General features: G+C 71.6%; 11 protein-coding genes and 1 pseudogene. 8 read left to right on the forward strand and 4 right to left on the reverse strand.

Annotated elements, in window-relative coordinates:
- Positions 1-5: 5 nt before the first annotated feature.
- Positions 6-1,691: a hydantoinase B/oxoprolinase family protein gene (locus FHS22_RS04390; RefSeq protein ID WP_184938634.1), complete on the reverse strand. Its 1,686-nt coding sequence runs from the start codon at positions 1,689-1,691 to the stop codon at positions 6-8.
- A complete protein-coding gene (locus tag FHS22_RS04395; protein WP_184938636.1) occupies positions 1,688-3,799 on the reverse strand; it encodes a hydantoinase/oxoprolinase family protein in 2,112 nt (703 codons plus the stop codon). The genes FHS22_RS04390 and FHS22_RS04395 overlap by 4 nt, the downstream gene beginning before the upstream one ends.
- A gap of 135 nt (positions 3,800-3,934) precedes the next feature.
- Here FHS22_RS04395 and FHS22_RS38900 point away from each other — a divergent pair, with 135 nt between their 5' ends.
- From FHS22_RS38900 to FHS22_RS04415, 4 genes are all read left to right on the forward strand, one after another.
- Positions 3,935-5,734, forward strand: coding sequence for a zinc ribbon domain-containing protein (locus tag FHS22_RS38900; RefSeq protein ID WP_184938638.1), 1,800 nt, complete (start codon positions 3,935-3,937; stop codon positions 5,732-5,734).
- Between the two features lie 8 nt (positions 5,735-5,742).
- Positions 5,743-7,302, forward strand: a complete 1,560-nt coding sequence (locus FHS22_RS04405; protein ID WP_338047593.1) for a serine/threonine-protein kinase — start codon at positions 5,743-5,745, stop codon at positions 7,300-7,302.
- Positions 7,303-7,415: 113 nt separating this feature from the next.
- Complete coding sequence (locus tag FHS22_RS04410; protein WP_184938642.1) at positions 7,416-8,585, forward strand: sensor histidine kinase; 1,170 nt, start codon at positions 7,416-7,418, stop codon at positions 8,583-8,585.
- Entirely contained in the window at positions 8,582-9,244 is a 663-nt protein-coding gene (locus tag FHS22_RS04415) for a response regulator (RefSeq protein ID WP_184938644.1), read from the forward strand. The genes FHS22_RS04410 and FHS22_RS04415 overlap by 4 nt, the downstream gene beginning before the upstream one ends.
- A gap of 128 nt (positions 9,245-9,372) precedes the next feature.
- Here FHS22_RS04415 and FHS22_RS04420 read toward each other — a convergent pair whose 3' ends face one another.
- Positions 9,373-10,065 carry a hypothetical protein gene (locus FHS22_RS04420; RefSeq protein ID WP_184938645.1) on the reverse strand — a complete coding sequence of 231 codons (693 nt, stop codon included), beginning with the start codon at positions 10,063-10,065 and terminating at the stop codon, positions 9,373-9,375.
- A 312-nt stretch (positions 10,066-10,377) separates the two neighbouring features.
- Positions 10,378-11,147: pseudogene (locus FHS22_RS04425) on the reverse strand (transposase family protein).
- 138 nt (positions 11,148-11,285) lie between these two features.
- Here FHS22_RS04425 and FHS22_RS04430 point away from each other — a divergent pair.
- The 4 genes from FHS22_RS04430 (at position 11,286) to gdhA (ending at position 14,302) form a co-directional block, all read left to right on the forward strand.
- A complete protein-coding gene (locus FHS22_RS04430; RefSeq protein ID WP_184938648.1) occupies positions 11,286-11,504 on the forward strand; it encodes a hypothetical protein in 219 nt (72 codons plus the stop codon).
- On the forward strand, positions 11,501-12,265 hold the full coding sequence (locus FHS22_RS04435; protein ID WP_184938651.1) for a hypothetical protein: 765 nt from the start codon (positions 11,501-11,503) through the stop codon (positions 12,263-12,265). Before FHS22_RS04430 ends, FHS22_RS04435 begins: the two co-directional genes overlap by 4 nt.
- A 40-nt stretch (positions 12,266-12,305) precedes the next feature.
- Positions 12,306-12,569 (forward strand): hypothetical protein, encoded by a 264-nt coding sequence (locus FHS22_RS04440; protein WP_184938653.1) that lies wholly within the window; start codon positions 12,306-12,308, stop codon positions 12,567-12,569.
- Positions 12,570-12,958: 389 nt separating this feature from the next.
- On the forward strand, positions 12,959-14,302 hold the full coding sequence (gene gdhA, locus FHS22_RS04445) for an NADP-specific glutamate dehydrogenase (RefSeq protein ID WP_184938656.1): 1,344 nt from the start codon (positions 12,959-12,961) through the stop codon (positions 14,300-14,302).
- Positions 14,303-14,320 lie beyond the last annotated feature (18 nt).

The raw sequence follows: 14,320 nt of genomic DNA on the forward strand, positions 1-14,320 counted from the left end.
AATGATCACCGGGTGGCCGCTCCGTCCTCCCGTACCGTGACGCCGTAGTCGCGGGCCGCCCCCTCGGCCGTGACCTTCCCGGCGCGCAGGTCGGCCGCCACCTCCTCCGGCGGCCGGTCGTACGGCGAGCCGATGCCGCCGCCGCCCGTGGTCTCCACCACGAACGCCTCGCCGGCCGCGAACAGCACGTTGTTGACCTTCGAGTCGAGCCGCTCCAGCGTGCCGTCCGCGTGCCGCCGGTAGAAGCCGCCGACCCGGCCCGGCAGGCCGCCGGAGCGGCCCGGGGGAGGGGTGCGCAGCCGGTCGCCCCGGGTGGTGACGTGCGCGTCGGTCAGGAAGCGGATCACCGTGCGGGAGCCGAGCCCGCCGCGGTGGCGGCCGGGACCGCCGGAGTCGGGGACGGTCTCCACCGACTCCACGATCAGCGGGCAGCGGGTCTCGACCGGTTCGGCCTGCGGGACCGAGTTGCGCCCGATGCCGAAGTGCACCCCCGTCGCGTCCGGCCCGTCCTTGCCCTGCCGGGCCCCGACCCCGCCGAAGTCGTAGGACAGGTGGATCCAGTACGGCGCGCGCACGGCCGCGATGGAGAACGGCTGCAGGATGCCGCTGGCGGCGATGGCCCGCTCGGGCACGGCGTCCGACAGCGCCTGGAAGATCGCCTCCATGGCCGCGTAGATCGGTACGAACCGGCCGCCGCAGGGATGCGGGGAACGGGCGTCGAGCAGCGAGCCGGGCGGGAGCCGTACCTCGATCGCCCGCAGGCAGCCGTCGTTCATCGCGATCGAGGGATCGAGGAAGCAGCGGACCGCGAACACCGCGGCGGCCAGCGACTGCGAGGCCGAGGCGTTGATCGCCGCCGGGACCTGCGGGTCCGTCCCGGTGAAGTCCGCGACCACCCGTCCCCGCTCCACGGTGACCGCCACCCGGACCGTGTGGGAGCGGGCGGTGTCGATGCCGTCGTCGTCGATCGGGTAGGACGAGGCGTAGCGGCCCGGCGGCAGGGCGGCCAGGGCGGCGCGGGTCCTGGCCTCGGTGTGGTCGAGGTAGTCGTCGATGCCCCGCGCGAGCCCGGCGGGGCCGTACTCGCCGAGCATCGCCTCGATCCGGGCGGCGGCGACGGCGGTGCCCGCGATGAGCGCGCGCACGTCGCCCATGACCTTGTCCGGAGTGCGGCTGTTGGCCCGCAGGATCGCCTCGATCGCCGGTTCGATCCCCCGGGCGGTGGCCAGGCGGACCGGCGGGAGCTGGAGGCCCTCCAGGAAGACGTCGGTGGCCAGCGGGGCCATGCCGCCCGCGGACAGGCCGCCGAGGTCGGAGACGTGGATCATCGTGGCGGTGAAGTAGGCGGGGGAGCCGCCGACGAAGACCGGCCGGTAGACCAGCAGGTCGTTGGTGTGCACGCCGCCCCGGTAGGGGTCGTTGAGCACGAAGACGTCGCCGGGGCGCATGACGGCGGCCGGGATGTCCTTCAGCAGCTCCGGCAGGGCGACCTTGAGCGCCATGCTGTTCATGAGCGTGGTGGCCATCGACTGGGCGACCAGGCGGCCGGAGGCGTCGAGGACGGCCGCCGAGGCGTCCGAGCCCTCGACGATGAACGTCGAGTACGCCGACCGGACGACGACGATGCTGGCCTCCTCCGCCGCCACGACCAGCGCGTTCCGCAGCACCTCGGCGGTCAGCGCGTCGCTCATGCGTCCTCCCCGGCCAGGGCGCCCGGCCGGGGCGCGCGGACGCCGGCCCGCCCGGCCGCCGTGCGGACCGCGGTGAGCGTCACCGCCGTGTCCTCCCCCAGGACGGCCCGCCACCCGGGCGGCACCACGATCGTGGACTCCGCGTCCTCCACGATCGCCGGGCCCTCGGCCTCCCGCAGGGAGGCCCTGGTGAACACCGGCGTCTCGACGTACCCTCCGGCCTCGGTGAAGTAGGCCGCCCGCCGCGCGGCGGCCGGGGCGCCGCGCCCCGCCGTGCCCCCGCCCGCCGTGCCCCTGCCCGCAGTGCCCCCGCCCGCCGCGGGGACGGCGGGGCGGGGGGCGGCCTGGGTGACGCGGACGCGGTAGCCGACGACCTCGACCGGGCCCCGCTGGGCGATGCCGTACACCTGCTCGTACCTGGCGGAGAACCGCTCGGCGAGGTCGCCGGGGGAGCCGGTCCAGGGGACGGTGAGGTCGTGGGCCTGGCCGATGAAGCGGACGTCGGCCGAGCGGTCCACCCGCACGCCGGGGGCGCCGAGCCGTACGCCCAGATCGGCGGCGGCCGCCTCGGCGAGCTCGGAGAACACCCGCTCGGGGTCGGCGTCCAGCGCGGAGCGCACGCGGTCGGCCGACAGGTCGCCGGCCAGCAGCCCGGCGGCCGAGGCGACGCCGCAGTGGGCCGGGACGACCACGGTGGAGATGCCGAAGCGGGCGGCGACCCGGGCGGCGTGCATCGGGCCCGCACCGCCGAAGGCGACCATCGCGAAGCCGCGCGGGTCGATGCCGCGCTGGACGGTCACCACGTGCACGGCCGAGCCCATCGAGGCGTTGGCGATCTCGTGGACGGCGTGCGCGGCCTCGGCCCGGGAGACGCCCAGCGGCCCGGCCAGGCGCAGGTCGATCGCCTTCTCGGCGAGCTCCCGGGCGAGCGGCATGGCGCCGCCAGCGAAGGACGCGGGGTCCAGGTAGCCGAGCACCAGGTCGGCGTCCGTCACGGTCGGCTCCTCGCCGCCCAGGCCGTAGCAGGCCGGGCCGGGCGCCGAACCCGCCGAGCGCGGGCCGACGCGCAGCGCGCCGGCCGGATCCACCCACGCGACGCTGCCGCCGCCGGCCCCGACCTCCGCCAGGTCGATGGCGGGCGTCTTGACCGGCACGCCGGTCCCGGCCCGGCGTCCGCCGAAGCTGCCCTTGCCGCCGACGTGGAACTCGTGGGTGATCTCCGGCCTGCCGTTCCTGATCACGCAGGCCTTGGCCGTCGTGCCGCCCATGTCGAAGGAGATCGCGTCCGGGTGCCCGGACGCGACGGCGGCCAGCACCCCGGCCGCCGGGCCGGACTCGATCGTCGCCACCGCCCGCCGCGCGGCCAGCTCGACCGGCATCACACCGCCGCCCGACTCCATCACGCGGATCGGGGCGGTGATCCCGATCCCGGCCAGCCGGGCGGTCAGCCGCCGCAGGTAGCCCTCCATCACCGGCCCGACGTAGGCGGACATGATGGTGGTCGTCGCCCTCTCGTACTCGCGCAGTTCCGGCCAGACCTCGGAGGAGACCACCACGGTGGGGACCGTCCGGCGCAGGATGCCGGCGAGCCGCCGCTCGTGGGAGGGGTCGGCGTAGGAGTGCAGCAGGCAGACGGCGGCCGACGTGATGCCGCGCCGCGCGATCTCCGCGCCGACGCGGGCCGCCGCGTCCTCGTCCAGCGGCTCCAGCTCCTCGCCGGAGCAGGAGATCCGCCCGGGCACCTCGAAGCAGTCCTCGGCCGCGACCGGCGGCGGGGGAGGGTCGAAGCGCAGGTCGTAGCGGTCCTCCTCGACGCGGGCGTAGCGGCCGAGCGGGATCGCGGAGCGGAATCCGGCGGTGGTGACGTAGGCGACCCGGACGCCCCGGCGCTCCAGCACGGCGTTGGTCGCCAGGGTGGTGGCGTGCACGACCCCGGTCACCAGCGCGGGGTCGGTACGGCCCAGCGCGGCGACGACGCCCGCGACGATCCCCTCGGCCGGGTCGTCGTGGGTGCTCAGGCACTTGGCGACCCTGATCCCGCCGTCCGGCCCGCGCAGCACCACGTCCGTGAAGGTCCCGCCGACGTCGACGCCGACCGAGTAGCCCACGAGACCTCCCCGCCCGCCGGTCCGCGGGTTCCCGGACCGCAGATTATTACCCTACCAAGCGCTTGTCTACATTTCCTTCTATTGACTTCAGCCGATAGGTTGCGACCCTTGACCTATCCCCTTCATGGAGTGACGATGCGGCGGCTCGGAACGGTCCTTGCGCTCCTCGGCGGTGCGGCGCTCGCGCTCGCCGCGATGCCGGCTGCCCTGGCGCACGAACATCCCAGCGGGATCACCGACCTGGTGACCCCGGCGGTCGTCCGCGTCGAGGCGAAGGCCAAGGTCGACATCACCCTGCTCGACCACATCGGCGCGCTGGTGCACGTCGAGCGGAGCTACGAGGTGCCGATCGGCAGCGGCACCGGGACCGTCGTCAACCCCGAGGGCGCCATCGTCACCCTGACCCGGGTGGTGCAGACCGACAAGGACGTCGCGATCCACGCCGCGAACAAGATCTTCGCCGAGCACCACAAGGTGAAGATCCCCGACGACTTCGAGCGGCACACCCTTGACGACAAGACCCTCAACCGGCACCTGCAGGAGTGCTACCCGCCGAAGAAGCCGACCGCGACCTGCATCATCGACGTCACCACCGAGATCCGGGTCTTCCCCAACATCTCGCCGGCCGACGACGAGGGGTTCAGCGCGGAGGTCGTCCGTGCCGGGAGCCGGCCGGACAGCCCCGTCGTGCTGATGCCGACCGGGCGCGCCGACGGCAGCGCCGGCCTGCCCACCGCGCCGCTGGCCGCCAAGGTGCCCGACAAGGAGGGCTCGCCGGTCGCGGTGGCCGGGTTCACCGGGCGGCCGTCGGCGGACCTCAAGGAGAAGGTGGACATCGCCCACCTTCGGGCCGGGGGCGCCGGTGACGGCGGGCGGCAGTTCAAGGACCCCGAGGGCAAGGTCGACGAGCCGCCCAAGCTGGGCAAGCTGATCGACCAGGGGCTGCTCGGCGGACCGGTGATCGAGGACAAGGAGGGCAAGGTCGTCGGGCTGCTGGTGGGCGGAGGCGCCGAGGGCCGGATGATCGGCGTCCGGGAGATCACCAAGGCGCTGGCCGAGGCCGGGGTCACCCCGCGGCGCGGCCCGATCGACGCCGCGTTCGAGCAGGCGCTGATCCGCTTCCACACCAAGTACTACGGCGACGCCGTCCCCGGCTTCCAGCGCGTCCTGGAGCTGTACCCCGGGCACACGGTGGCCGCGGCGCACCTGAAGACCTCCCAGGACAAGCGCGGCACCGCCGAGGACGAGGGGACCAGGCGCGCCGCGGCCGAATCCCCCGCCGGCGGGAAGGCGGGCCTGCCGCTCTGGCCGTTCCTGGTGGGCGGCGGCGTCCTGGTGGCGGCCGTGGTCGCCGGCGCGCTGCTGTACTGGCGGCGCGGCGCCCCGCCCGGCGGCGACGGGACCGCGGGGACCGGAGAGCGGGGACTCGGCACCGGCGAGAGGCCGTTCGGCACGGGTGAGCGGCCGTTCGGCACAGGGGAGAGAGGGTTCGGCACCGGAGAGGGGCCGTTCGGCACCGGAGACCGGGCCGCCTTCCCGGCCGGGGCCGCGGGGGGCACCGCCGGGAGCACCGGCCCCCGGACCGGCACGCCGCCCGCCGGGCCCCGCCGTCCCCCGATCGACGAGGAATCCGGCGCCACCGTGGTGGTCGGCCGGTCCTTCCCCCCGCTGCCGGTCGTCTCCCCGCCCGCCGGGCAGACCCCCGCCTCGGGCACGCCCGCCGCCTCCGGCCACCCGGCCGGTCCCGGCCAGGCTCCCGCGGCCGGGCAGCCCGTCCTGGTCGCCAGGAACCCCGGCGCGAGGCCGGGCGACACCGCCGAGGGCACGACCGCGGGCGGCGCCGCGGTCAGCCAGAAGTACTGCACCGCCTGCGGGATGCGGCTCGGTCCCGCGCACCGCTTCTGCGGCTACTGCGGCCATCCGGCCGAGGCGTGACGGCACCGGTGAACGAGAGATCCCTGATCGGCCGGGAAATCGCCGGGTACCACGTCGAGGACGTCATCGGCAAGGGCGGCATGGCCGTGGTCTACCTCGCGGTGGACTCCCGGCTCGGCCGCCGCGTGGCGCTGAAGGTCCTCAACCCGCTGCTGGGCGAGGACGACCGGTTCCGCCAGCGCTTCATCCTGGAGTCGCGGACGGTCGCCGGCATCGACCACCCCAACATCATCCCGATCTACGAGGCGGACGCCGCCGACGACGGCACCCTCTACATCGCGATGCGCTACGTCGACGGCCCCGACCTGCGCCGCCTCTTCTACGACCGGGGGCCGCTGCCGATCAGCCAGGTCAACCGGATCGCGGCCCAGGTCGCCGCGGCGCTGGACACCTCGCACGCGCACGACCTGATCCACCGCGACGTCAAGCCCGCCAACATCCTGATCGCCGGGCACGCCGAGGGCGAGCACGTCTACCTCACCGACTTCGGCATCACCAAGCACCGCACCTCGATCTCCGGGCTGACCCAGACCGACCAGTTCATCGGCACCCCCCGCTACATGTCGCCCGAGCAGATCAACAAGGAGGTCATCGACGGCCGCTGCGACCAGTACGGCCTGGCCTGCGTGGTCTACGAGGCGCTGGCCGGGCGGCTGCCGTTCCAGCGGGACAACGAGATCGCGCTGCTCTGGGCGCACCTGGCCGAGCCGCCCACGCCGCTCAGCTCGCTCCGGCCCGAGCTCCCCGCGGAGGTCGACGGCGTCATGATGCGGGCGCTGGCCAAGTCCCCCGAGCAGCGCTACGGCAGCTGCACCGAGTTCGTCGCCGAGCTCCGCGACGCGATCAGCGGCCAGTCCTACCGGCTCCAGGAGGGCGGCGGGACCCACCAGCTCTCCCGTCCCTACCAGACGGGGGAGGGCGGGCCCCTCACCCGGCCCGGAGCCGCACGGCCGCGCAGGCGGGGCGTCATCGCCGGCGCGGGGGCGGCGATCGCGCTGATCGTCGCGCTGGTGACGGTCCTCGCCCTGATCCTGCGGGGCGGGGGCGACGCGTGGGAGCCCTACCGGGGTTCGGCCGCGGTGCCCGTCGCCTTCGAGCATCCCGAGGGGTGGACCGCGCTCCAGCACGCCGACGCGTTCACGGTGGCGGCCCCCCGGGCGGAGGAGTTCCGGGCGCTGTTCAGCACCCCGGTCACCGCCGACTGGGCGGCCGTCAACGAGATCATCAAGACCGAGCCGGAGGAGGCCACCGGGGTCTACACGCAGACGCTGGACACGCTCGACCCGCGCGGCGGGGCGCAGCAGCTCCAGGAGACCCTGCAGTCCTCGCTGCCCGGCACGGTCAGCGTGTTCTCCCAGGTGGTGCAGGTCAGCGTCGCCGGCCAGCCCGGCGTGCGGCTGGAGGGGTCCATCGCCGACCCGCAGCGCGGCGGGCAGCTCGACTTCGTCGGCTACGCCGTGGAGCGGCCGGAGGAGCCCGCGCTCATGATCTATTTCTGCGCGCCCGGCGGCTGCGACGACTCGGTGGCCAACCGGCTCGTGCGGAGCGTGTCCTTCCCCTCCAAGTGATCTTCTCCATGGCCTGTCCGTCTGGTTGTGTGTACTTGTGATCCGCTTGTAAGCGACTTGTTTGGGCGTTTTGTCCTATATGCAAGGAGGGCGGGAGGGTCTACTCTCCCCGCATGGTGGTTCCCCTCCCCGCCCTCCGGCACCTCCGCACGGTGCCGAGAGTCGATCTGGTGATCGGTGGCGCGATCATCGCCCTCGGCACGCTCGAGGCCTTCACCGTCGCGGCCGAGTACGGCGCGGCCGAGACGCCCGAGCTGTGGTGGATCGGCCAGGCCCTCGTCACGGGCGTGCTGGTCTGGTTCCGCCGCACGTCGCCGGTGGCCGTCTTCATCCTCATGATCATCGCCCAGTACGCCTGGCACCGCCAGGGCTACGAGCACTGCCAGGTCTGGCAGCTGTTCTCCCTGCTGCTCGTCTTCCACACCGTCGGTGCCGAGCTGCCGTTCAAACCCGGCCTGGCCTGGGCCGCCACCGGCGTCCTCGTCTTCGACTCCGGCGCGGTCGACCACCGGTGGCTCCCGATGGAGGAGGTCGTCTTCCTGACCGTCGTCTTCGGCGCCGCCTACCTCACCGGTCTGGCCCTGCACGTCTACGCCTCCCGGGCCCGCCGCCTCGCCGAGCACGCCGTACGGCTGGAACGCGACAGGGAGCTCCGGACCGCCGAGGCCGTCGCCGAGGAGCGGGTCCGCATCGCCCGCGAACTGCACGACGTCGTCGCGCACAGCGTGAGCATGATGGTCATGCAGGCCGGGCTGGTGCGCCGCCGGGGCGGCGGGGACGAGAGCGCGCTGCTCGGCATCGAGCGCTCGGGCCGTGAGGCGGTCGAGGAACTGCGCGTCATGCTCGGCGCGCTGCGCATGCCGCTGGAGGAGTCCATCCCGCAGGCCGGGCTGAACCAGCTCGCCACCACGGTCTCCACGCTCGCCTCCTCGGGCCTGCGGGTCACGCTGGAGGTCGCGGGCGAGCCCGTACGGCTCCCGCCCGGCCTGGACCTGTCGGCCTACCGCATCGCGCAGGAGGCGCTCACCAACGCCGTCAAGCACGCGGGCGAGTCCGCCATCTCGGTCCGCGTCACCTACCACGCCGGCTCCGTGGAGCTGGAGGTCCTGGACGGCGGAGGCGCCCCGGGCGGCGCCCCGTCCGGCCTGTCGACCGGAAACGGCCTCATCGGCATGCGCGAGCGCGCCGAGTTGTTCGGCGGCTCCTTCGAGGCGGGCCCGCGCCCCGAAGGCGGCTTCCGGGTCCACGCACGCCTGCCCATCTCCCAGGAGGTTCTGGTATGACCGCCATCCGCATCGTGATCGCCGACGACCAGGCGATGGTCCGCGCCGGACTGAAGCTCGTGGTGGAGAGCGAGCCCGGCATGGAGGTGGTGGGAGAGGCCCCGGACGGGGTGGAGGCCGTCGCCGTGGCGCTCCGCACGCGCCCCGACATCGTGCTGATGGACATCTCCATGCCCCGCATGGACGGCCTCACCGCGGCCCGGCAGCTGCTCGACCAGCCGGACCCGCCCAAGGTGGTCATGCTCACCACCTTCGACACCGACGAGAACCTCTACGCCGCCCTGCGCGCCGGGACCAGCGGCTTCCTGCTCAAGGTCTCCCCGCCCGAGCAGCTCGTCGAGGCCATCCGCGTGGTGGTCGGCGGCGACGCCCTGCTGGACCCGGCGGTGACGACCCGTGTGATCGCCTCCTTCGCCGGCCGCCACGAGCCCTCGGCCCCGCCCCAGCTCGCCGAGCTGACCCCGCGCGAGCTGGAGGTCCTGCGCTTCCTGGCCCGCGGCCTGACCAACGCGGAGATCGCACGCGAGCTCTTCGTGGGGGAGGCCACGGTCAAGACCCACGTGGCACGGGTGCTGATGAAGCTGCAGCTGCGCGACCGGGCCCAGGCGGTGGTGTTCGCCTACGAGTCGGGCGTGGTACGGCCGGGCGCGGCCGTCTGACGGGTCGTACGGCCGGGCGCGGCCGTCTGACGGGCGGTACGGCCGCTCGCCCCCGTGCCCCCGCCCGCCGGTACGGCGCGGCGGTTCGGGGCTTCCGGGAGCGGGCGGTGCGAGATCCACGGTGGTGCTCAGGCGGTGGTCTTCGCGGGTTCCTGCGCCGTCCGGGCGGCCGGGTAGTGGGAGATCCACTCCTCGCGGCTCATCTTGAGCATCTTGACGCCGAGGTAGCCCAGCGAGATCACCGGGATGCCCCAGAAGACCACGGTCGCCGGGCCGTACGCCACTGCCATGGAGCCGGCGTAGCCGAGCGCGGTGACGAGCGGGACCCACCAGTGGGAGAACCCGGCCAGCCAGACGCCGATGGCCAGGACCGGCATGCCGAAGATGGCGAAGAAGATCCACGGCATCTGGAAGCCGAAGACGACGCCGGGCAGGTTGATCATCTCGTCCATGATGGCCGTGGCCCTGTCGGGGCTGTAGTTCTTCCCGAGCCACCACTCGACCGGGTCGGCCATGAGCAGGCCCGAGGTGTTGATGTAGCCGAGGATGACGAGCGGGCCGGCGATGTGCCCGAACACTGTCGCGCGGCGCCGCATCACGTGCAGCAGGCCGAGGGCGGCCAGGGCCATCAGCAGATACGCCCAGTGGTAGAGCACCGACTGGACCTGGGCGAGGACGGGGTTGTCGCCGAAGCTGACCGCCTCGCGCTCGTCGCCCCAGGTGCCGGGGTCGATGACGACGGCGATCGCCTGCAGGAGCGGGGCGACGATGAGCAGCACGCCGGAGGCGACGCGCCGGAAGTCGGCTGAGTCCTTGAACATGAGGGGTTCCTTGCCTGTGCGGAGGCCTGAACTGGCCTTACGTAGAGGAAGGTAGCCAGCCGGACCGCATCCGGTCGTCCGCCGCCGGGCTGATCCGGCCTCCCCCTGCCGGGGTAAGGGACGTCACCCGTGAGCTGCGACGCCCGCCGCCTCCCGGTCGCGAGAGGTCCGGCATGCGGACGGCGTCCGTGGTTTTTTCCGGTGGCCCTTCCGGAAGGCTCAGTGCGGCCGACTTCGTTGATCAGCCGATATTCATCCGGAAGCCTGACTTTCCTATTTTATTCACTGTTTGTGACGATTAATGAGGCTTTTTCATCTCCGGGTGATCTCGTAGTTCTGCAGGACGGCGATGGCCTTGCACAAGTGCCCGGCCTTGCCGGGACTGCAGCGGAGCCGCCGGAGGATGCGCCGGCTCTTGAGCTGGGCGTTGGCGCGCTCGCCGGGACCACGTAGCCGGGCGTGGGAGCGGTTGGCCTGCTTCTGCGAGACGGGCTTGTTCCGACCCTTGCAGGGCGTGGCGATCGGGCCTTCGGCGCCTTGGTAGCCCTTGCCGGCGAGGGTGAGGATGCCGGCCCGCTCCAGCGCGCGCAGGATGCCCCGGATGCGGGCGGCGGTCAGGTCGTGGACCTTGCCCGGCAGGGCGCCGGAGGTCCACAGGATCGTCCCGTCCGGGGAGGCGATGACCTGCACGTTCATGCCGTGCACGCGGTGCTTGGCCGAGGAGTGCGGCCGGTCCGCCTTCACCCGGTCGGTGCGGATGAGCATGCCGTCCAGGACCAGGTAGTGCGGTCTCTCTTTCCCGGCCTTGCGCAGGGCCCGGTCGAGTTTCGGGGAACGGGTCGGCAGCAGGCGCACGGTCTCCTCCACGTAGCGCCAGGCGGTGGCCACCCGGACGCCGAACCCGGCGGCGATCTCGGCGAACGTCTCGCCCTCGCGCAGGTAGACAAGGACGAGCAGGGCCTGCTGGCCGGGGTTGAGCCGCCGCCGGGGGTGCCGATCGTCTTGCGGTGCCGTCGGATGATGCCGGCCGCGTAGGTCGGCGTTGGACGCGACAAATCGACCGCGGCGCGGTAGAACAGCACCTGAAGCTCCTGGCTGTGACGGTGATGGTTGTGGTGATCAACCCGTCTACCAGGAGCTTCTCTACGTCATCAGGCGAACGCCGTACCCGCCATCATGCTGTGACCGACATGCCTTCCGCTCGGGGATGAAAAAGGTTCATGGCAGAGTGGCTGGATATGATCAATACCACTTCTCGTAGTGGCCTGGCGCTGCCTTGGAGGACTGGTGGCACGGACTCCTATGCCTATCTCCGAAAGATCAACGGAAAATGGTTTGTGGTGCAATATTCGCGTTCCACTGGAGAACTCCTCACGGCCTTCATGCCCAATGCCAAGCAGCTCAACGCGATGCTGAGGATTCTGGGTAAACGCCGATGAGTGAACTCTACTGTGAGCCGCCGCACCTGACGGTCGGAGTTTATGGGCGTGGCCCCGAGGCCGACACCTTCGCGGCACTGTGCTCGATCATGCCGGAAGTCGGCGGCTCTCCGGTCGGCACCTTCGAGGTCGCACCGATCGATCTCTCGTTCGACTTGCTGTCTGATCTCGGAACGTCGAGGCGGGTGATCAAGGCATCCGGCGACAGGCTCAGGAATCTTCTGGCCGGAGAGGACGCGGATTTGCGGGTGGTGAAGGCAGCCTTCTCGCACAGGGCCTTTGGTCCGGTCGTCGTCGAATACATCCTCAAGTATGGGCCGGACAGGCATCCGGTCGGAGTGACGACGAGCGCTGGGACGCTGGGGATGCCGGATTGGACATGGTCGAAGTCCGACCGGAGGAAAGGTCGGTCGCTAGCCGCCTGGAGCGTCGAAGTCCTGCGGGCGGCCGCGGAGAGATGTAAGCCGCTATATGGAGCTGTGGGGGTGGAGTTTTCTCTCCCGACGCCGCAGCAGCTTGTGGTAGATCATGCACTTATGCCGACGGAGATGTACCTCTCCAGGAAACTGCTGGGTGGAGGCGCTGAGTCCGGGGCCGCTTTCCGGGGGTTGTTTCCGCAGACTTCACATTGGAGCGATGGGATGTTTGTCTCCGCGTGGGATCCATATGTAGACCAAGGGAATGGGCTTGGTTCGACCGATTCCATCGCTTCCGCTGTACAGCCGATGATCGCTGCCATGATAAGGCGATCCGGGAGATAGCCTCTGTGTCGGAAAGGGCGGTTTTGGCGGAGGAGACCTCGTGTCGAAGGCGTTCTCTGGTATCTGGCGATCGAGCCCGCGGGGGATCCTATCAGCCCCGCCTTCGACCGCCGCTCACCGGCGGATCGCGGTGCCCCGCGAGGAAGGTTTCCTGAAGGAACTGGAAAGCCTTGGTGAGACCGTCGAGGGGTGCGAACCGTTCGTCGAGGGAAAAGTGTGGCGGAGGGTCTCCGGGTCTGATGTCCTCATGTACTTCGAGGAGAGCGGTGGCCTCGGAGTCATGAGCATCGACGCGTTTTCGTGAGCCGCCGCGGGATCATCGGACCCCTTCGGCGTAAGGATTCGTGTCATCGGCCGGGAGGCCGGGAGGCCGGGAGGCCGGGAGGTGAGATCCCGCCCGGCCGTCGTCTGACGATGCCCCTCGGGGGCGCGGGTGTCTCTCCCCGCCGTGATGGCACGGACGCGATGAGGACTTGGGCCTGCCGCCGGGGAGGCGTCTGATCGCGGGTGTGCTGGGTACGTCGTCCCCGGACCGCATGGGGCCGCCGGGCGGGGTTCCGGGTGCGGGCTCGCCGGATTTCCGGTGGTCACACGGCTGCGGTCGCCATGCCAGGGGGTCCTGATGACTGCGTGACGATCACCCAATAAGGTCTAGACCAAAGCTGTGAAGTCCGACAATCGGGAAGATATGTAATGCTCCACGAGAAGCTGTCGCCGGTCTACGACAACGTGCTCCGCCGCAACCCCGGCGAGACCGAGTTCCACCAGGCCGTCCGGGAGGTGCTGGAGAGCATCGGCCCGGCCCTCGGCAAGCACCCGGAGTACGCCGAATCCAAGATCATCGAACGGATCTGCGAGCCCGAGCGGCAGGTCATCTTCCGGGTGCCGTGGGAGGACGACCGCGGCGAGGTGCACATCAACCGCGGTTTCCGGGTCGAGTTCAACAGCGCGCTGGGGCCGTACAAGGGCGGCCTGCGCTTCCACCCCTCGGTCTACCTGGGCATCGTCAAGTTCCTGGGCTTCGAGCAGATCTTCAAGAACAGCCTGACCGGCCTGCCCATCGGCGGAGGCAAGGGCGGCTCGGACTTCGACCCCAAGGGCCGCTCCCAGCGCGAGATCATGCGCTTCTGCCAGAGCTTCATGACCGAGCTCTACCGCCACATCGGCGAGCACACCGACGTCCCGGCCGGTGACATCGGCGTCGGCGGGCGCGAGGTCGGCTACCTGTTCGGCCAGTACAAGCGGATCACCAACCGCTACGAGTCCGGCGTCATCACCGGCAAGGGCCTCAGCTTCGGCGGCGCGCAGGTGCGCACCGAGGCCACCGGGTACGGCTGCGCGTTCTTCGTCGACGAGATGCTCAAGGCCCGCGGCACCTCCTTCGACGGCAAGCGCGTCGTGGTCTCCGGCTCGGGCAACGTCGCGATCTACACGATCGAGAAGATCCAGCAGCTCGGCGGCACGGTGGTCGCCTGCTCCGACTCCTCCGGCTACGTCGTCGACGACCAGGGCATCGACCTCGCCCTGCTCAAGCAGGTCAAGGAGGTCGAGCGGCTCCGCGTCGACGTCTACGCCAAGCGGCGCGGCGGCGCGGCGTCCTTCGTGCCGGGGCGGAGCGTCTGGGAGGTGCCCTGCGAGGTGGCGATGCCGTCCGCCACGCAGAACGAGATCACCGGTCGCGACGCCGAGCTGCTGGTCCGCGGCGGGTGCATCGCGGTGGGCGAGGGCGCCAACATGCCCACCATGCCGGAGGGCGTCCGGATCTTCCAGGAGGCGGGCGTGGCCTTCGGGCCGGGCAAGGCCGCCAACGCCGGCGGTGTGGCCACCAGCGCGCTGGAGATGCAGCAGAACGCCAGCCGCGACTCGTGGACGTTCGAGTTCTCCGAGCGCCGCCTGGCGGAGATCATGCGCGACATCCACGGCCGCTGCCTGGCCACCGCCGACGAGTACGGCATGCCGGGCAACTATGTGGCCGGCGCCAACATCGACGGCTTCAAGCGGGTCGCCGACGCGATGCTCGCCCTCGGCCTGATCTGACCGGCCTCGGTCCGCCCG

This window comes from Thiemannella venezuelensis, from assembly GCF_014203605.1.
Taxonomy (GTDB): Bacteria; Actinomycetota; Actinomycetes; order Streptosporangiales; family Streptosporangiaceae; genus Planomonospora_A; species Planomonospora_A venezuelensis.

What these genes read in the sequence shown, in the direction of transcription:
- FHS22_RS38900 (WP_184938638.1), top strand. Translation starts at nt 3,935, where the DNA reads ATGCGGCGGCTCGGAACGGTCCTTGCGCTCCTCGGCGGTGCGGCGCTC.
- FHS22_RS04390 (WP_184938634.1), bottom strand. Translation starts at nt 1,691, where the DNA reads ATGAGCGACGCGCTGACCGCCGAGGTGCTGCGGAACGCGCTGGTCGTG.
- gdhA (WP_184938656.1), top strand. Translation starts at nt 12,959, where the DNA reads ATGCTCCACGAGAAGCTGTCGCCGGTCTACGACAACGTGCTCCGCCGC.
- FHS22_RS04435 (WP_184938651.1), top strand. Translation starts at nt 11,501, where the DNA reads ATGAGTGAACTCTACTGTGAGCCGCCGCACCTGACGGTCGGAGTTTAT.
- FHS22_RS04430 (WP_184938648.1), top strand. Translation starts at nt 11,286, where the DNA reads ATGGCAGAGTGGCTGGATATGATCAATACCACTTCTCGTAGTGGCCTG.
- FHS22_RS04420 (WP_184938645.1), bottom strand. Translation starts at nt 10,065, where the DNA reads ATGTTCAAGGACTCAGCCGACTTCCGGCGCGTCGCCTCCGGCGTGCTG.
- FHS22_RS04415 (WP_184938644.1), top strand. Translation starts at nt 8,582, where the DNA reads ATGACCGCCATCCGCATCGTGATCGCCGACGACCAGGCGATGGTCCGC.
- FHS22_RS04410 (WP_184938642.1), top strand. Translation starts at nt 7,416, where the DNA reads ATGGTGGTTCCCCTCCCCGCCCTCCGGCACCTCCGCACGGTGCCGAGA.